This window comes from Chloroflexota bacterium, assembly GCA_016875535.1.
GTDB lineage: Bacteria > Chloroflexota > Dehalococcoidia > SHYB01 > SHYB01 > VGPF01.
On sequence record VGPF01000051.1, the window covers coordinates 1 to 16,838 of the forward strand.

Consider the following 16,838-nt stretch of genomic DNA (forward strand, 5'->3'; position numbering starts at 1 on the left):
AGGGACCCGCGGGGGCCGTCACGTTCGAGCAGGGCCGTCCGATTCCACTTCGATCGTTGTTCCTCTTGCTCCTTGTGCCTGCGCGTTATGGTTCGGTGCGACGATCGCCCCTTGCGCTTCGGGGCGCTCGACGCACCCGGGCCGCCTGCGGTAGCTCGCAACGTGCACGCACGCTGCGAACAGACACCATCGGGATCGCTCCCGACGGCGGGGCAAAAAGAAAGGGAGGCGTCCCGACGAGCCGGAGGCGCACGCGCGCGTCCCCGACGATCGGTCCGCCTCCCCGGCTCTCTGTCCTGGCGAAGGCGTAAGCTTTTTGTGCTTACGAGACAATACTATGCAGAATAGGCAGTGGTGTCAAGAGCGACCTGTCATCCATTTTGGAAGGGGGTTGCTCCATTGAAGGAACAGAGCTAGGAGGAAGAGGTCTATCTGTCCCTGCGTTATCGCCGTGCGATTAGAATAGACGCCCTATGCAGAAGCGACGCTCGGTCGTTGTCGTCGGCGGCGGCATCACGGGACTTTCGGCGGCGTGGTACCTCCAGCAAGGGGGCGCGTCCCTCGATGTCACCCTCGTGGAGTCGGAATCGCGACTCGGCGGCAAGGTGCTGACCGAGCGCGGAGGCGGCTTCCTCGTCGAAGGAGGCCCCGAGTCGTTCCTGGCGCAGAAGCCCTGGGCGCTCAACCTGGCGCGGGAGCTCGGCATCGAGGGAGAGGTCGTGCGCCCCACGGTGAGCCAGGTCTACCTCCTCTATCGCGGCGCCCTCCACGAGATCCCCGAGGGACTGCTGGGGCTCGTCCCCGTGCGGCCATCGGCCCTCTGGAAGGCCTCCTTTCTCTCCTTCGCCGGGAAGGCGCGGGCCTCCCTGGAGCCGCTGCGCCCGGGGCGAAGGTCCCAAGACGATGAATCGCTCAGGCGATTCCTGACGCGCCGCCTTGGCCGCCAGTGGGCCGACCGCCTGGGCGAACCCCTCATGGCGGGCATCCACGCCGGCGATGGCGAACGGCTCAGCATGCAGGCGCTCTTCCCGAACCTGGTGGCGTGGGAGTGCAAGTACGGGAGCATCGCCCGGGCGCTGAGGAAAGAGGCGCCGCCCGTGCCACACACCAAGCGCGTCAGCCCCTTTGTCACCTTCGCCGGAGGCGCCGCCGCCCTTACGGGTGCCATCGCACAGCGACTTGCCTCGGTGCGCATCATCACCGGGAGGCGCGTGATGCGTCTCACCAAACCTGGGCCAAGCTACCTCCTCACCCTGGATAAGGGCGAACAGCTCACCGCTGAAAGCATCGTCCTCACCACTCCGGCCTACGCCTCGGCTCAGATACTTTTGGAGCTTGCGCCCCAGGCCTCCGCCCTTCTGGACAAGCTGGGATATGCCTCAACCGCCAGCGTGACGCTCGCCTTCAAGCGATCGGCTGTGGCGCATCCTCTTAACGGGAGCGGCTTTATCATGGCGCGGTCGGAGCGGCAGCCCTTCACCGCCTGCACATGGTCGTCCGCAAAGTGGGCGGGCCGCGCGCCGGAGGGCTATGCGCTCCTTCGGGCCTTTGCCGGGTGGAGCGGCGACGATTCGTTCATGCGGCAGGACGATGCGACCCTGGTCCGCTCCGTGGCGGAAGCCCTGCGGCCGCTCCTGAGTATCCAGGGCGAGCCTGAGAAGACCTGGGTCCACCGCTGGGTGCGCGCGATGCCGCAGTACCATGTCGGCCACCTGGCCTGGATAGACAGCGTGCAGAAGGCCCTGGCGGCGCATCCCGATGTGGCGCTGACGGGCGCGGCCTTCCACGGCGTGGGCCTGCCCGATTGCGTGCGCCAGGGGAAAGAGGCGGCGGAGCGCGTCCTGGCGACGGCTCCGGCCCAGGGAGAAAGCTAAGAGAGGAGAAGGCCGATGGGCGATGGGTCGAACGAAGGGCCGCCGGCTCGCTACCGCATCCTCGACCTGACGGAGGGCGGCGTCAACTGGGCCGGTCGCCTCCTGGCCGATCTGGGCGCCGATGTCATCAAGGTGGAGCCGCCGGATGGCAGCGCGACCAGGGGCCGAGGGCCATTTGCCGGCGATAAGCCCCACCTGGAGAAGAGCCTCTTCTGGCTGGCCTATTGCGCCAACAAGCGCGGCGTCAGCCTGGACATCGCAAGCGCGAAGGGGCGCGGCGCATTCCTCCGTCTCGTCGCAACCGCCGATGTGCTCGTGGAGTCATTTCCCCCAGGGCATATGGCGCGACTGGGCCTGGGCCATGAGGAGCTTCAGCGCGTCAACTCAAGGCTCATCGCCGTCTCCGTATCGCCCTTCGGCCGGGATGGGCCCTACGCCGGATATAAGGCCACCGACCTGACGCTCTGGTCCATGGGCGGCGCCACCTTTCTCGCCGGCGACCTGGACAGGCCGCCGGTGCGGGTGGCGATGCACCAGGCGGAGCTGCACGCCGGGGCGCAGGCGGCCGCAGGGGTGATGGCGGCGCTGTGGCACAGGGAGCGCACCGGGCGCGGTCAGCGTATTGATGTCTCGATGCAGGAGGCGGTGGAGTGGACAACCTTCAACGCCTGGGCCTTCCCGCCGATGCAGGGGGTGAACTATGTGCGCGGGACGAATATGCGCGGCGCGGCGAAGATCACGGAGGCGTGCAAAGACGGCCATGTGAACGTCGCCATCGCGGGCGGGGCGGCATACGGCAACTCGACGGGATACCTGGTGCGATGGATGGTGGAGGAGGGCTTTGCGCCGAAGGCGATGCTCGTGCGCGACTGGCGGTCGTGGGACACCTGGGCCGTCCAGGAGACCAGGGGTCCCGAGCGGCAGGAGTTCGAGGAGGCGCGCGAGCTGGCGCGGCGCTTCCTCAAGACCAAGGCGAAGGCGGAGCTTTTCGAGCGGGCCGTCCGCGACGGCATCATGCTCGCTCCCTGCAACACGGCGCGAGACATCCTGGAGAGCCCGCACCTGGCGAAGCGGGGCTTCTGGGCCGCGCTCGATACCGGCGGAAAGCCGGCGCGTTTCCCAGGGCCGTGGATGCGCCTCAGCGCGACCCCGCTGAGCCTGCGCCGCCGCGCGCCGAGGCTGGGCGAGCACAATCGCGAGGTGCTGGGGCCGTTGGCAGCGCGTAAGACCCGCCGCCCGGCGACAAGCCGCACACCCGGGGACGCGACCTTCGCCGGCCTGCGCATCCTCGATCTTTCGTGGGTGGCCGTTGGGCCCATCACAACGCGCTACTTCGCGGACTACGGCGCCACGGTAATCCGCGTGGAATCGGCGGCGCGGCCCGATGTCTCGCGCATGATCGTGCCGTTCAAGGATGGAAAGCCGGGCATCAATCGCGGCGCCTTTTCGGCGAACTGGAATGCGAATAAGCTGGGCCTTGGGCTGAACCTGGCGAAGCCGGAGGCGCGGGAGGTGGTGAAGCGCCTGGTGCGCGAGTGGGGCCCGGACGTGCTGGTGGAATCGTTCAGCCCGGGGACGATGGCGCAGTGGGGCTTGGACTATGCCAGTGCTCGGCGACTTCGCCCGGACATCATCTATCTCAGCACGAGCCAGCTTGGGCAGAGCGGCCCCCATGCCGGGTTCAAGGGCTATGGCGTCCACGCATCGGCCATCGCGGGCTTCGACTATCTGACGGGCTGGCCCGATCGCATGCCGGAAGGCCCGTACGGGGCCTACACAGACTTCGTCAATCCGCCCTTGGCCGCCGTGGCGGTCATCGCGGCGCTCATGCACCGCCAGCGGACGGGCCGGGGCCAGTATCTCGATCAATCACAGGTTGAGTGCGCGCTCCAGTACCTGGCCCCGACGCTCTTGGACTGCGACGTGAACGGGCGCATCGCGAAGCGGCAGGGAAATGCCGATAGCGACTATGCGCCGCACGGGGTGTACCCCTGCAAGGAGAAGACAACGTACCAAGGCGGCGGCTCGTGGGTCGCCATCGCGGTGACGACGGCGGAAGAGTGGAAATCACTGACGAGAGCGATAGGGAGGATAGACCTTGCGGACGACCCGGCGCTGGCGACCGCGGCCGGCCGCAGGGCGGGAGCGGCGGGGATTGATGCGGCGATCGCGGCGTGGACGCAGGGCTATGACCGCCATGAGGCGATGAGGCTTCTGCAGGCGGCGGGCGTGCCCGCTGGCGCGGCGCAGAAGGCCTCTGACCTATGGGAGGACCCGCAGCTGGCGCACCATCGCCACTTCCGATGGCTCCAGCACCCCGAGTGCGGCGCGATGCCGTACGTCGCGACGCAGTTCAGGCTGAGCGGATCGCCGGGGAGCCTGCGAACGCCTGGGCCGATGATCGGACAGCATAACGCCCTTGTCCTGGGCGATTTCCTGGGGATGACCGGGGACGAGATTGCGAACCTGGCGGCGGAGGGAGTCGTGGATGCCTCGTAAGCCGTAGCTCACGGCTGCGGTTTGCCGCCGGCCCGCGCCTTGTAGTAGTCGGCGACTCTGGAGAAGTCCCAGGTGGTGACTTTCTCCAGGGGGACTTTGAGAAGGATGCGGTCGCCACGGTCAAGGCGCTGCTGGCGGTTGCCGTGGAACCACTGGGGCATGCCGTCCATGCCGTCGCCGATGCGAGCGTTCTTTTCCTGCCGCGCCGCTTCGTAGCGATCGCGCTCGGCGGGGTCAGTCACGGGCGTGCAACGGCCCTGGATCATCACGCCCTTGAGGTCGAGGTAACGCTCGCCGCTTTCCACCAGGCAGGCGACGCGGTTATCGTGCTGGATGTTCTTGTACTTGAAGCTCTTCGTCTGGATGTTGAAGTAGACGGCGCCGTCTAGGTAGACGAACCAGAGGGCGTGGGCCGCCGGCGCGCCGTCCTTCTTCGTCGTCGAAAGGATGATGGTGCGCTGGCTGCGCAGGTAATCGGCGATAGCGGCGGGATCCATGGCGGTGGCCATCGTTACGTCCTTTGCCCGGCTTTCGGCGCTGGGGGCATGCCCATGATAGCGCGCGCCTCGTCGGGCGTCGCGGGTTCGCGGCCCAGGGCGCGCGCCATCGCCACGACGCGCTCCACCAGGGCGGCGTTGGTCGGGTGGCCCCATTCGGCGTAGTGGTAATCGCCGATGCCGATGCGGATGTGGCCGCCCAAGGTGAGCGCCTGGAGGTTGAGAGGGAACTGGTTCCCGCCGTAGGTGAGGGGCGACCAGACAAGCGCTTCATTGTGGAAGAGCTCGGCGAGGCGATCACGGTAGAAGAAGAGGGTCTGGGGCGTGGCGTCCATGGGGCGGAGGAAGAACTTCACCACAAAGGGCGGCGCTCCGGCCCAGGCCATATCGGCGAGGTTGCGGAGGTTGCGCAGGTGTCCCGTATCGAAGGCGCCGAAGCTCATCTTGAGGTTGTGCCGCCGGCAAAAGCTCGTGAGCCATCGGTGGTCTTCGCCGGTGTTCATGAGCAGGCCGGTGGAGGGCGTCCACCCGCCGGTCTGGGTGTTGCGGCGGGCATTGGCGTCCGCCGCGCCCAGATCCACAGGGGCAAGCTCGAAGGGGACGCCGCTCTCCACGCCCTCGACGATGTGGCGGTAGCGCTCTTTCGCCGGTTCGCCGATGTCATAGTGATCGAGGACGCGGCGTTCGGAGGCGTAAGTGGGATAGGCGACCAGGGGCGTCCGCGCGGCGATGAGGCGCTGGGCCTGGCTGGTGAGCGCGGGGTCGCTGTTCTTCGCCGCGCCGGTGACGGGGTCGCGGCCGTGGTAGTGGACCACTGCCGCTCCGGCGCTAGAGCAGGCGAGCGCGTCCCTGGCGAGTTCTTCGGGGCTGTAGGCGATGTGTGGGTTTGCGGAGCGCGGCTGATTCTCGTTCAGCCCAACTTCGATGATGACCTTATCGCGCAGAGACACGCGGCGCTCCCATGGCGTATGTGGCGTGAGGGTAGCAAAGGGATAGGAGAGCCGCAACCTCCGCGCCCGATGCTGCCGGTTGCCGCTCGCCCTTGCCGGGCCAGTGGCGACTCCCTACAATCTCTGGTGCTATGCAAAGAGTCGCCATCGTCACGGATAGCACGGCCTGCCTCACGCCTGAGCTTGCCGAGCGGTACGGCATCGAGATCGCGCCGACGGAGCTGGCCTTTGAGGGAAAGGTCTACCGCGATGGGATTGACCCGCCGGGAGACTTCTACGCCCTCCTTCGGAATGCGAGAAAGCCTCCGACGACTTCGGCCCCTTCGCCTGGGCGGTTCCTGGAGGCATACGCCCGGGCCGCCAGGCGCGCGGAAGCGGTGCTCTGCATCACGCTGCCCGTTGAGCTGAGCTCCACCCACAACGTTTCCAAGCAGGCGATAACCCTGGCGGAGGAGGACCTGCCCGGCGCGCGTATTATGTCGGTTGCGGCGCCGGCCGTGGCCTCCGGCCAGGGCCTGGTGGCGATCGAGGCGGCGCTTGCGGCGAAGGAGGGGCGGACGCTGGAGGAGATGGCGGCGTATGTGGAGGGCCTTGCGCCCAAGATACACTTCTTCGCGGCGCTGGATACGCTGGAATACCTGGCCAAAGGAGGGCACGTGCCGAAGGCCGCCGCCTGGCTGGGCGACCTGATCGGCTTCAAGCCGATCCTAACGGCCTACTACGGGCGGGTGGACAGGCTCTCCCAGGCCCGGACGAAAAAGAACGCGATGAACAAGATGCTGGCCTTGATGGGCAGACGCAACCCGGATCGCGCGCCGATCAGGGCCATCGTGATGCACGCGGATGCGCTGCAAGAGGCTGAGGAGTTCGCGGCGCAGATCAAGCGGCGCTTCACCTGCCGGGATATGCTCATCACGCAGTTCACGCCGGTGATGGGCGCCCATTCCGGCCCGGGGGTCGTCGGCGTGGCCTTCCGCTGTCTGGAGCAGGACGGCAGTGCAGCCAAACCGCCCGCAATGGCGGCGAGATAGGAAGATGACGATGCAGCGCAAGGACGTCCTGTACGAGAAGAACGGCCACCTGGCCATAATCACACTGAACCGCCCGGAGCGGCTGAACGCCCTCGGCGGCACGCTGGAGGGCGATTTGAACTCCGCCCTGCGCGAGGCGGCGGGCGATACAGACGTGCGGGCGATCATCCTGGCGGGCTCGGGCAAGGCCTTTTGCGCCGGGATGGACGTGAAGGAGCGGAACGAGCGCGGCGGGCCGGTGAAACGGGTGGGGATGGATCGGTACAAAGGGCTGGAGACGCCGCGCATCATCCTGGGGATGGATACGCCGATCATCGCGGAGGTGAACGGCCCCGCGGTGGGCTGGGGCTTTGAGCTGGCGATGCTGTGCGACTACCGCATCGCCTCCGAGGACGCGCGGGGCGGCGATATCCACGCGAAGCGCGGCCTGGTGCCGGACGCCGCCGCGCCGCTGGCGCTGCCGCGCATGCTGGGCTGGTCGAACGCGGCGAAGGTCCTCTTCACGGGCGATATGTTCAGCGCGGCAGAGCTGAAAAATCTGGGGGCGTGGAACGAAGTTGTCCCCCAGGCGGACCTGCGGAAGGCGACGCTGGCCTTCGCGGGGCGCATCACCTGCAACGCGCCGCTGGCGGTGAAGATGACGAAGCGCATGATGCGCCTTTCCACGCCTGCCCCGCTAGACGATATGCTGGACTTTTCCTGGCTGGTGGCGAACGACCTGCTCTTCTCCGAAGATTCGCTGGAGGGCTTCCGCGCCTTCACGGAGAAGCGCGACCCGAAGTTCAAAGGGCGGTAGCGATGCCCAGCGGCGTGCTCTCCGTCGTGGACCTTGGACTCAAGGAGTATGGCGAGGCTCTGACGCTCCAGCGCGCCCTGCGCGAGGAGCGCATCGCGGGACGGGTGGACGATACGCTGCTGTTGCTGGAGCATCCGCCGACGATCACCCTGGGCCGGAGGGCCGCGGCGAAGGAGATGCGGCTGCCTGAAGCCGAACTGAAGGCGCAGGGCTTCGGCATCTGGCAGATCGAGCGCGGCGGCAAGTCCACCTATCACGGGCCGGGACAGCTTGTGGGCTATCCCATCGTGGATGTGCGGGCCAGGGGGTTGAGCGTGCCGCGCTATGTGCATCTATTGGAGGAGGCGATCATCGCCTACCTGGGGTCGGTGGGTCAGCCTGCGGCGCGACGGGAGGGCTACCCTGGCGTGTGGGTGAACGGGAACAAGATCGCGGCCGTCGGCGTGCACCTCAAGCAGTGGGTGAGCATCCACGGCTTCGCGCTGAATGTGGACCCGGATATGCGTCATTTTGAGACGATCGTGGCGTGCGGGATCGGCGATGCGGGGGTCACTTCGATGGCGAGGGAGTTGCGGCGGGACTTTGCCATGAGCGATGTGAAGGCGGCTGTGGCGCGGAGCTTGTCCGAGACGTTTGGCTACGGCAAGATACAGTGGCACAATGCAGTGGCCTTTCCGGATGGCATCCTCCAGGCCAAAGCCTAGGCTCAAGCAGGCACCCCGTTGTCCCAGAATGCGACGCTGCGGAATGAAGCCCTGGAATCGTCCGGCGCGCCAGTCTCCGGCTATCGCTGGGTCATCGCGACGGGCTTCGTCCTTTCGAACTGGTTCCTCATCCTACCGTCGCTCTCCTTCGGCATCCTGCTCCCCGCCATCCGCGACTCCTTTCCGCTGAGCGATACGCAGGCGGGATGGCTCAGCTCCTCCGCTCGGATCGGCAGCGTCATCCTGACCTTTCTCTCCGTCGTCTTCTTCACTCGCCTCAACCCGTTGAAGCTCTTCACGAGCACCTTGCTCCTTGGGACGGCCTTCACGTTCATGATGGCCTCGGCGGTGAACTTCTGGCTCTTCGCCATCGCGCGATGCGCCTTCGGGGCGAGCTTTTCGGCGCGGACGCCGAGCCGCCCCCTGCTTGGCCAGCAGTGGTTCCCGCTGAAGGAGATCCCCATCCTCCAGGGGTTCACCATCGGGCTGACGGGCATCGCCGAGTTCTTCACCCTGGCGGCGACGCCCATCATCCTTTCGGCCACGGGCAGCTGGCGCACGACGCTCTTTATCTACGGCGGCTACGGCGCGCTGGTCTTTTTCCTCTGGCTCTTCTTCGGCAAGGAGCGCATCACGCCCGATTACCTGGAAAAGGCGAAGGCGCCCAAGGGCCTCTCGCTCGGCGGCGTCTGGCGGCACAAAGAGCTGTGGCTCGTGGGGATAGGAGGCTTCGCCGCCTCGTTCGGCTGGTGGGCCTTCTCTACCTTCTGGCCTACCTATGTGCAGGACGCCCACGATATCCACCTGAAGCGCTCGGGCCTGCTCTTCGGCGTCCTTTCGCTCTCCCAGGTGCCGGCCTCGCTGGTGATGGGCGTCCTGGTCACGCGGATGCGCGATAGGCGGCCCGTCTTCATCGCCTGCGGCCTAGGGATGACGGGAGCGCTCATCGGGATGGCGCTGGTGACGCAGACGTGGGCTCTTGTGCTCCTCGCCATCGGCGGCGGGCTATCCTGGTGCTTCATGCCCATCATGTTCTCCATGCCGTATGAGGTACCGGGCATTGACCTGAACAGCGTCTCCGCCGGGTCGGCGCTGCTGACCATCCTGCTGACGCTCGGCGGTATCACGGGACCTATCGTCGCCGGCGCGATATCCGACCATACGGGCTCGCTCTTTATCGCGCTCATCGCCTCCGCCTGCGCCCCCATCGCCTTCTGTTTCCTTATCCTCCCGGTGCGCCCGTTCCGGCGAGCGGGCTGATGGCATATACTCCAAGGGTTTCGCCTTTCTGGGAGACCCGTCTCCTCACCCGCGGACGTTAGGAAGCAAGCCATCGAATCTTCAGGCGCGCCATTTCCCCGCTACCGGTGGGTCATCGCCTTTGCCCTGGTGATGGTCAACTTGAGCACAAGCCTTCCCGCCATCTCTCTGGGCCTGCTGCTGCCTTCTATCCGGGAGGACCTGCACCTCAGCCCCCTGCAAGAGGGCTGGCTGGGTGGGGCCGTCCAAATCGGCAGCATCGCCGTCACCATCGGCGCGGTGGCGCGACTCAGCGGGGCGAACCCGCGGCGATTGATCATCTTCTCCACGGCTATGGGCTCGTTCTTTGTCTTTCTGATGAGCGGCGCGGTGAACTTCGCCATGCTGCTGCTCTCGCGGCTCAGCTTCGGGGCTGTCTCCGCAACGCGCGTCCCCGGTAGGGCGCTGGTGGTCCAGCAGTGGTTCCCCCGGAGTGAGTACCCCATCGCCAGCGGCATCACCATCGGCTTTGTGGGCGTTGTGGAGTTCTTTGCCCTTTCGCTGACGCCGTGGATCGAGGAGACGACGGGCAGCTGGCGCACGACGCTGGTGATCTTCGGCGGGGTCAACGCCACTATCTTTCTTCTATGGCTGCTCTTCGGCCGGGAGCGGCACACTCCCGAGTATGTGGCCCGCTTCAAGGCGGCTCCTCCGGTATCCATGCGCACAGCGCTGGGCCACGGGCAGTTGTGGCTTGCCGGATTCACAGGGATGGGGGCGGTAATCAGCTGGCAGGGGTTCCTGAACTTCTGGCCGAGCTACATGCTTGAGGCGCGCGAGGTCTCGCTCCAGCGCTCGGGCCTCCTCTTCGGCCTCATCTCCCTTGCCGGGGTGCCGACGGCGCTCGGGTTCGGCATCCTAGCTTCGCGCATAGATGACCGGCGGCCGCTCTTTATTCTATGCGGCCTGGTGATGTGCGGCGGGATGCTGGGCCTGGTGATGGTGGAGGCCTATTGGGTGCTGCTCCTCTGCGTGCTGGCCGTCGGCGCCGCCTGGGGCTTCATGCCTCTTATCTTCGCCATGCCGTACGAGCTGCCTAATATCCCGGTGACCCATGTGGCGGCAGGAACGGCGCTCCTGAGCATGCTGGTGACCATCGGCGGCTTCCTCGGCCCCGTCATAGCTGGGGCGCTGACGGAGGCCACGGGCTCGCGGTTCATAGCCTTAGTCGTCTGCGCCTGCGGCCCCCTCAGTCTTGTTGCTTTCAGCCTGCCGATGCGTCCACGGGTGCGGCAGGCCTAGCCGCCTCTGTTGACAGGCCCGCCGCCGTCCAGAACAATGGCCCCGGAGGTTCGCGATGCAGTTGCACGTTGTCCCCGTGACATCCTTTGTGGAGAACACCTACATCCTGTCCGATGAGAAAGCCAAGGAGGCCATCATCTTTGACCCGGGCGGTGAGGCGGACCGCATCCTGGAGGCGGTGAAGGATCTGGGGCTGACGGTGAAGTACATCCTGAACACCCACGGCCACATGGACCACGTGGGCGGTGTGCTGAAGGTGCGCGAAGGGACGGGCGCAAGCTGGGGCATCCACGCGGACGACGCCATCATGGCCAAGCGGCAGCCGGCCAGCTACGCCCTGCGCCTCATCCCCGATTACCAAGACCCGCCGGAGCCCGACCTGATGCTGAAGGAGAACGACGAGTTCACCATCGGCGCTATCACGGTGAAGGTGATCGAAACGCCGGGGCATACGATGGGGAGCATCTGTTTCCTGGCCGATGGCGTCCTCATCTCCGGCGATACGCTCTTCCAGGGAAGCGTGGGCAGGACGGACTTCCCGGGCAGCAGCACGGAGGCCCTGGTGAAGAGCATCAAGGAGAAGTTGTTTTCCCTGGATGAGGAGACGGTGGTGCTGCCGGGCCACGGCGGGGAGACGAGTATCAAGCAGGAGAAGCTGTACAACCCGTTCGTGGGCGCGCGCGGGAGGCTGTGGACGCCGTAGGCGGAGGAGATTTCCCGCAGAGGGCGCCGAGCATGAGGCTTTTCCGGAATAGGCCGCAAATCGTTGCGTAAGCTGGAGCCGGGGCACGATCATGTACAAGGGCTACAAAGTGGTGGACGCCGACTCCCATGCGATGGAGCCGGACGACCTGTGGGAGCGCTACCTGGACAAGCGGTACCTGGCCCATGCGCCCAAGACGCGCCGGGTGACCTTGGAGCACCCCTTCTTCATGTCCACAGAGGTCATGGGGCACAAGTGGTCGGCGACGTACCCGACGACGCACACCCCCTACGTGGAGATGGGCAAGGGAAAGCGCCTCACCTACATGGAGGCCTACGACCGTTATATCCGCAAGGGCTTCAGCCCGGAGGCTTACCTGGCCTATATGGATGAGGCGGGCCTGGACTATGCGGTCATCTACCCTACGCTCTGCCTGCACACCACCACCGTTCCTGATATGGATGCCAAGGTGGCGGCCGCCATCAAGCGCGCCTATAACGATTGGCTGCACGATTTCTGCAACGGCGGCAAGGGGCGTATCATCGGCGTGGCCTCCCTGGACCTGCGGGATGTTGGCCTGGCCATCAAAGAGGCGCGGCGTTGCGTGAAGGAGCTTGGCTTCCGGGCCGTCTACATCCTGCCGGAGACGGCTGTTGATGGCCAGCCGCTCGACCACCCCGTCTATGAGTCGCTGTGGGCGGAGATCGCCAGTCTGGGCGTGCCGCTGGGCACCCACGAGGCGATGTTCCACAAGAACGGCAACGTAGGCTGGGTGGGGGCGAAGCAGGTGACGAACATCTCGCTGAAGTATGCCTCCACGGCGGTGACGTTCGGCCTGGGCGAGATGGTGGGCGGGCTGATGTTCGCCGGGGCTATCTGCGCGCGCCATCCGAACCTGCGCGTCCTCTTCACCGAGTCGTCCGTCGGCTGGGCGGCTACGTGGTTCCCCTTCCTGGATGAGAAGTGGGAGCGGGCCAAGCTGATGGGCTCCGTAGTCCCGGAGCATTCGCCCTCATACTACTTCAAGCGGCAGTGCGCCATCTCGGGCGAGCCCGGCGAAGTGGGCTATAGCTACGCCTTCCAAGGCGGCTACGGCGACTGCATGATGACAGCCACGGACTTTCCGCACCCTGAGGTGACGGCGCTGCCGGACGTGCTCGCGCCCTTCTTTGATGGGGGGCACGCCAGGCTGACGCCGGAGCAGCTGCGGCAGGTGCTATGGGAAAACCCGGCCCGGATGTTCGGGCTGAAATAAAGGAGGGGCGGCCACATAGCCGCCCCTTCTACGGTTGCCGACTCTCAGCCTACGCCTTGTTCTTGATGACCACCACTTCCACGATCTTCTCCGCCAGGGCCTGATCCACGCCGAGCGTCTTCTGCAGCTCCTCAAGGAACTTCTCTTCCTTGGGCTCCACTACGCCATCGGCCAGCGCGAGATCGGCGGCGAGGAAGAAGGCGGTGTTCAGCGACTCCTTGGGGAGCGTGCTCTTAGCCGCCTCGACCACCGCAGGGGCGCCGTGCCGCTTGATGAGCTTGGCGACCTGGTTCAGGTCATCGGCGATGTCCCGCATATTGGAGCGGCGGAAGGCGTTGAGCGCTGCGAAGTTCACCACGATGCGCTGGACCTCTTCCTCGCTCACATCGCCGTCGGCGCCGACCGTTGCCACTGCGATGGCGGCGAAGGCCTCTTGCTTATTGAGGGAGAGCTTTCCCCCATCTTTGCCCATGACCTTATCGAACAGACCCATGCCGAAACTCCTTTGCGCCTTGTGGCGCCACAGACATTATCGGGCCCTCCGATTGAAGCCGGAGGGCCCGATTTGGTTTCACCGAACTATTGTATCGAACGGAACTTACCGGATAAAGACCGGCGCAAGCACCAGGGTGATCGTGCTGAGGAGCTTAACCAAGACGTGGAGGGAGGGGCCCGCCGTGTCCTTGAACGGGTCGCCGATGGTGTCACCGACGACCGCGGCGGCGTGGGTCTCGCTTCCTTTCTTGATCACGGTGCCCTTTTCATCCTTCATCGCGCCGGACTCGATGAACTTCTTGGCGTTGTCCCAGGCGCCGCCCGAGTTGTTGAGGACGGTGGCCAGGAGGAGGCCGCTGATGGTGCCGACCATGAGGAAGGCGCCTGCCGCCTCAGCCCCAAGGGCCACACCGACGGCGATGGGCATGGCCACGGCGACGATGCCGGGGAGGATCATTTCACGGAGACCGGCCTTGGCGGTGATGTCTACGCAGCGGGCGTAATCGGGCCGGACTTTGCCGTCCATGATGCCGGGGTTCTCTTTGAACTGGCGGCGGACTTCGTTGATCACGTCGCCGGCTGTCTTGGCCACGGCGCGGATGGCGAGGGCGCTGAAGAGGTAGGCAAGCATCGCGCCGAGGAAGGCGGCGATGAAGACCTTCACGTGCGCCACGTCAATGGAGTGGAAGGCCGGCACGGATTTCTGGACTTCATCTATGTAGGCGAAGAAGAGGAGGAAGGCGGCGAGGCCGGCGGAGCCGACGGCATAGCCCTTGGTGAGCGCCTTGGTGGTATTGCCGACGGCGTCCAGGCGGTCGGTCACCTTGCGCACATCGCCTTCGTTGCCGGACATTTCGATGACGCCGTTGGCGTTGTCTGTGATGGGGCCGAAGGTGTCCATGGCCAGGATGTAGGCGGCGGTCATGAGCATGCCCATGGTGGCCACAGCCGTGCCGAAGAGGCCCGCGCGTTGATCCGTGATGGCGATGCCCGTGCCATCAAAGGCCTGCTTGCCGAGCCAGTAGGAGGTGCCGAGAGCCAGGCCGATGACGAGGGCCGTGAAGAAAGTGGATTCGAAGCCGACGGCGATGCCGTTCACCGCGTTGGTGGCCGGGCCTGTCCTGGAGCCTTCAGCGATGACCTTCACCGGACGGTACTTGAACTCGGTGTAGTACTGCGTAATGAAGACGAAGATGACGCTGGTGATGATGCCGACGAGACCGGCGACGAAGTAGTAGCCCCACTTTACGCCGCCATTGCCTAGCATCACATTGCAGCTGATGGCCAGGAAGACGATGCTCAAGAGGACCGAGAGCCCGTAGCCCTTGTTCAGGGACATCATCGGGTCGTCCTCCTCCTTCACTCTGAAGAAGGGGAGCTTGGAGCCGACGGTGAGAACACCCAGGGCCGTGGCGAAGATACCGAAGGAGCGGACAACGAGCGGGAAGAGGACCCAGTACTCGGGGTGGGCGATGCCCGGCACATCCTTGATGGCCAGGTAGATGATGACGCCCAGGATCATCGCGCCGATATTCTCGGCGGCGGTGGACTCGAAGAGGTCGGCGCCGCGGCCTGCGCAATCGCCGACGTTGTCGCCAACCAGGTCGGCGATGACGGCGGGGTTGCGGGCATCATCTTCCGGGATGCCCTTCTCCACCTTGCCGACGAGGTCGGCGCCCATATCGGCGGCCTTGGTGTAGATGCCGCCGCCGAGCTGGGAGAAGAGCGCCACAAAGCTGGCGCCGAAGCCGAAGCCGACGATGAGGAAGGGGGCGAGGTCCGGGCTGTCACTGCCATCAAAGGCGTAGTACATGATGGTGACGCCCAGGAGGCTCAGCGCGACGATGAGGAAGCCGGAGACCGCGCCACCTCGCATGGCCGTCTGGACGGCCGGGGCAAGGCCCTTCTTGGCCGCTGCGGCGGTGCGCAGGTTGGACTTCACGCTGACGTACATGCCCACGATGCCGGCGATGCCCGAGCAGGCCGCGCCGACGAGGAAGGCGATGGCGGTGCGCCAAGCCAGGCCCCACTTTTCAGAGTCCTGGACCGCGCCGTCCCGGTTCAGGTCCGGCGGGACGTCTGTCACCACGCCGAGGACGATGGCGATGGCGACGGCGGCGACGATCGAGAGAATCGCGATGGTGCGGTACTGTCGAGCGATGAAGGCCTTCGCCCCTTCCAAGATGCGGTCCGCGATGTCTTGCATCTGCGCGTTCCCGGAGTCTCTCCGCAGAACGTCCCACATCAGGTAGAGCGCGAAGACGATGGCAAAGATGCCAGCTATCGGAACAACAACTAACATGCTGTACCTCTTGTCTCCTGCTTGAAGTTGCTTCCAGGGGGCTGCCCCCCTTTAAAAGCCCGAGGTATTCTAACAACGGTCAAAGAAGGCGTCAACGAATGCAAGAGTCGAGATGACGGATTTCGTCAAGCGGCCCCTGGGTTAGCCAAGGGCCTTGCGTGCTGCGGTGAACATAACTTCCACTGGCGGTTTTTGGCCGGTCCATAGCTCAAAGGCGATCGCGCCTTGGTAGATAAGCATCGGCAGGCCGCCGAGCGTCTGCGCGCCGCAGTGCCTGGCCATGACGAGGAGCGGCGTCTCCTGGGGGTTGTACACCAGATCGCAGACAAAGAGGCCCGGCCAGAGCTGCTGGGTGCGGAGGGGCGATTGGCCTTCTGTACCGCTGAGCTTCATGCCCATGGTGGTAGTGTTCACGATGAGGTCTGCCGCGCCGGAAGGGACCACGCCCCAGCTTGACGTGACGAGCTCACAGCGCTTCATGCTCGGCGATCTTTTGAGTGAGGCGACGAGCTCCTTGGCGCGAGATGCCGTCCTGTTCGCTATGTGGATGCGAGTCGCACCTGCCTTCGCCAGGGCGATAGCCACGGCCCGCGCCGCGCCGCCCGCGCCAAGGATGTAGGCGCACTTGCCCTTAGGCTCAAAATCGCCGTCATCGGTCAGCGCGCGGATGAAACCTGGGCCGTCCGTGTTGTAGCCCTTCAAGAAGCCGTTCTTGTTCACGATGGTGTTGACGGCGCCGATCTCCTTGGCGAAGGGGTCAAGCTCATCAACGAGGGGTATGACTGACTCTTTGTGGGGCACGGTGACGTTCGCGCCATAGACCGTTGTCTTGCGGAGCGAGGCGATGCGGCGCTTCAGCTCGCCGGGAGGCGTCTCCCAGCGCTCGTAGGCGGCCTTGATTTTCAGGGCGTCAAAGGCGGCCTGCTGGAAGGCGGGGGAGACGGAGTGCGCCAGAGGGTAGCCGATGACGCCCGCTTGGTAGACCGTCCCTTTGGGTGGTGGGGGCTTCATAAGGGGCCATTCTGTACCCAGGAAGGCCCATTTGCAAGCCTGGGCCGACCTACCGGCAAACAAAGAGGCCCTCCCCGTACGGGGAGGGCCTCTTTCATTGTGCCGGAGGCGATGGGCTTACTTCTTGTGGATCTGGACGTTGCCGCCGGAGAGAGCGCCATTGCCGTTCTGGGGAACGCC

The 16,838-nt window shown here is 65.5% G+C and carries 14 protein-coding genes; 9 read left to right on the forward strand and 5 right to left on the reverse strand.

The window, feature by feature from the left end; all coding sequences use genetic code 11:
• The first annotated feature begins 473 nt into the window (after positions 1 to 473).
• Complete coding sequence (gene hemG / locus FJ039_11265; protein ID MBM4406731.1) at positions 474 to 1,874, forward strand: protoporphyrinogen oxidase; 1,401 nt, start codon at positions 474 to 476, stop codon at positions 1,872 to 1,874.
• Positions 1,875 to 1,889: 15 nt separating this feature from the next.
• On the forward strand, positions 1,890 to 4,373 hold the full coding sequence (locus FJ039_11270) for a CoA transferase (protein MBM4406732.1): 2,484 nt from the start codon (positions 1,890 to 1,892) through the stop codon (positions 4,371 to 4,373).
• An 8-nt stretch (positions 4,374 to 4,381) separates the two neighbouring features.
• Here the strand turns inward: FJ039_11270 and FJ039_11275 are convergent, their stop codons facing one another.
• Positions 4,382 to 5,026: a hypothetical protein gene (locus tag FJ039_11275; GenBank protein ID MBM4406733.1), complete on the reverse strand. Its 645-nt coding sequence runs from the start codon at positions 5,024 to 5,026 to the stop codon at positions 4,382 to 4,384.
• Entirely contained in the window at positions 4,885 to 5,877 is a 993-nt protein-coding gene (locus tag FJ039_11280) for a 3-keto-5-aminohexanoate cleavage protein (GenBank protein MBM4406734.1), read from the reverse strand. Before FJ039_11280 ends, FJ039_11275 begins: the two co-directional genes overlap by 142 nt.
• Positions 5,878 to 5,951: 74 nt before the next feature.
• Here FJ039_11280 and FJ039_11285 point away from each other — a divergent pair, with 74 nt between their 5' ends.
• The 7 genes from FJ039_11285 to FJ039_11315 all read left to right on the forward strand — a co-directional run bounded on the left by FJ039_11285 (position 5,952) and on the right by FJ039_11315 (position 12,850).
• Entirely contained in the window at positions 5,952 to 6,851 is a 900-nt protein-coding gene (locus FJ039_11285) for a DegV family protein (protein MBM4406735.1), read from the forward strand.
• Between the two features lie 4 nt (positions 6,852 to 6,855).
• Entirely contained in the window at positions 6,856 to 7,647 is a 792-nt protein-coding gene (locus FJ039_11290) for a hypothetical protein (protein ID MBM4406736.1), read from the forward strand.
• 2 nt (positions 7,648 to 7,649) lie between these two features.
• On the forward strand, positions 7,650 to 8,351 hold the full coding sequence (gene lipB, locus FJ039_11295; GenBank protein ID MBM4406737.1) for a lipoyl(octanoyl) transferase LipB: 702 nt from the start codon (positions 7,650 to 7,652) through the stop codon (positions 8,349 to 8,351).
• A gap of 18 nt (positions 8,352 to 8,369) precedes the next feature.
• Positions 8,370 to 9,611 (forward strand): MFS transporter, encoded by a 1,242-nt coding sequence (locus FJ039_11300; protein ID MBM4406738.1) that lies wholly within the window; start codon positions 8,370 to 8,372, stop codon positions 9,609 to 9,611.
• Positions 9,612 to 9,743: 132 nt separating this feature from the next.
• Positions 9,744 to 10,892, forward strand: a complete 1,149-nt coding sequence (locus FJ039_11305) for an MFS transporter (GenBank protein ID MBM4406739.1) — start codon at positions 9,744 to 9,746, stop codon at positions 10,890 to 10,892.
• 55 nt (positions 10,893 to 10,947) lie between these two features.
• Positions 10,948 to 11,595 carry an MBL fold metallo-hydrolase gene (locus tag FJ039_11310; protein ID MBM4406740.1) on the forward strand — a complete coding sequence of 216 codons (648 nt, stop codon included), beginning with the start codon at positions 10,948 to 10,950 and terminating at the stop codon, positions 11,593 to 11,595.
• Positions 11,596 to 11,686: 91 nt separating this feature from the next.
• On the forward strand, positions 11,687 to 12,850 hold the full coding sequence (locus FJ039_11315) for an amidohydrolase (GenBank protein ID MBM4406741.1): 1,164 nt from the start codon (positions 11,687 to 11,689) through the stop codon (positions 12,848 to 12,850).
• Between the two features lie 49 nt (positions 12,851 to 12,899).
• Here the strand turns inward: FJ039_11315 and FJ039_11320 are convergent, their stop codons facing one another.
• The 3 genes from FJ039_11320 to aroE all read right to left on the reverse strand — a co-directional run bounded on the left by FJ039_11320 (position 12,900) and on the right by aroE (position 16,658).
• The gene (locus tag FJ039_11320; protein ID MBM4406742.1) at positions 12,900 to 13,343 is read right to left on the reverse strand and encodes a hypothetical protein; all 444 of its coding nucleotides are present in this window, start codon (positions 13,341 to 13,343) and stop codon (positions 12,900 to 12,902) included.
• Positions 13,344 to 13,448: 105 nt separating this feature from the next.
• Positions 13,449 to 15,647 (reverse strand): sodium-translocating pyrophosphatase, encoded by a 2,199-nt coding sequence (locus tag FJ039_11325; protein ID MBM4406743.1) that lies wholly within the window; start codon positions 15,645 to 15,647, stop codon positions 13,449 to 13,451.
• A 141-nt stretch (positions 15,648 to 15,788) separates the two neighbouring features.
• Complete coding sequence (aroE, locus tag FJ039_11330; GenBank protein ID MBM4406744.1) at positions 15,789 to 16,658, reverse strand: shikimate dehydrogenase; 870 nt, start codon at positions 16,656 to 16,658, stop codon at positions 15,789 to 15,791.
• Positions 16,659 to 16,838: the final 180 nt, after the last annotated feature.

What these genes read in the sequence shown, in the direction of transcription:
- hemG (MBM4406731.1), top strand. Translation starts at nt 474, where the DNA reads ATGCAGAAGCGACGCTCGGTCGTTGTCGTCGGCGGCGGCATCACGGGA.
- FJ039_11270 (MBM4406732.1), top strand. Translation starts at nt 1,890, where the DNA reads ATGGGCGATGGGTCGAACGAAGGGCCGCCGGCTCGCTACCGCATCCTC.
- FJ039_11275 (MBM4406733.1), bottom strand. Translation starts at nt 5,026, where the DNA reads ATGGGGCCACCCGACCAACGCCGCCCTGGTGGAGCGCGTCGTGGCGAT.
- FJ039_11285 (MBM4406735.1), top strand. Translation starts at nt 5,952, where the DNA reads ATGCAAAGAGTCGCCATCGTCACGGATAGCACGGCCTGCCTCACGCCT.
- FJ039_11290 (MBM4406736.1), top strand. Translation starts at nt 6,856, where the DNA reads ATGACGATGCAGCGCAAGGACGTCCTGTACGAGAAGAACGGCCACCTG.
- lipB (MBM4406737.1), top strand. Translation starts at nt 7,650, where the DNA reads ATGCCCAGCGGCGTGCTCTCCGTCGTGGACCTTGGACTCAAGGAGTAT.
- FJ039_11305 (MBM4406739.1), top strand. Translation starts at nt 9,744, where the DNA reads ATGGTCAACTTGAGCACAAGCCTTCCCGCCATCTCTCTGGGCCTGCTG.
- FJ039_11310 (MBM4406740.1), top strand. Translation starts at nt 10,948, where the DNA reads ATGCAGTTGCACGTTGTCCCCGTGACATCCTTTGTGGAGAACACCTAC.
- FJ039_11315 (MBM4406741.1), top strand. Translation starts at nt 11,687, where the DNA reads ATGTACAAGGGCTACAAAGTGGTGGACGCCGACTCCCATGCGATGGAG.
- FJ039_11320 (MBM4406742.1), bottom strand. Translation starts at nt 13,343, where the DNA reads ATGGGTCTGTTCGATAAGGTCATGGGCAAAGATGGGGGAAAGCTCTCC.
- FJ039_11325 (MBM4406743.1), bottom strand. Translation starts at nt 15,647, where the DNA reads ATGTTAGTTGTTGTTCCGATAGCTGGCATCTTTGCCATCGTCTTCGCG.
- aroE (MBM4406744.1), bottom strand. Translation starts at nt 16,658, where the DNA reads ATGAAGCCCCCACCACCCAAAGGGACGGTCTACCAAGCGGGCGTCATC.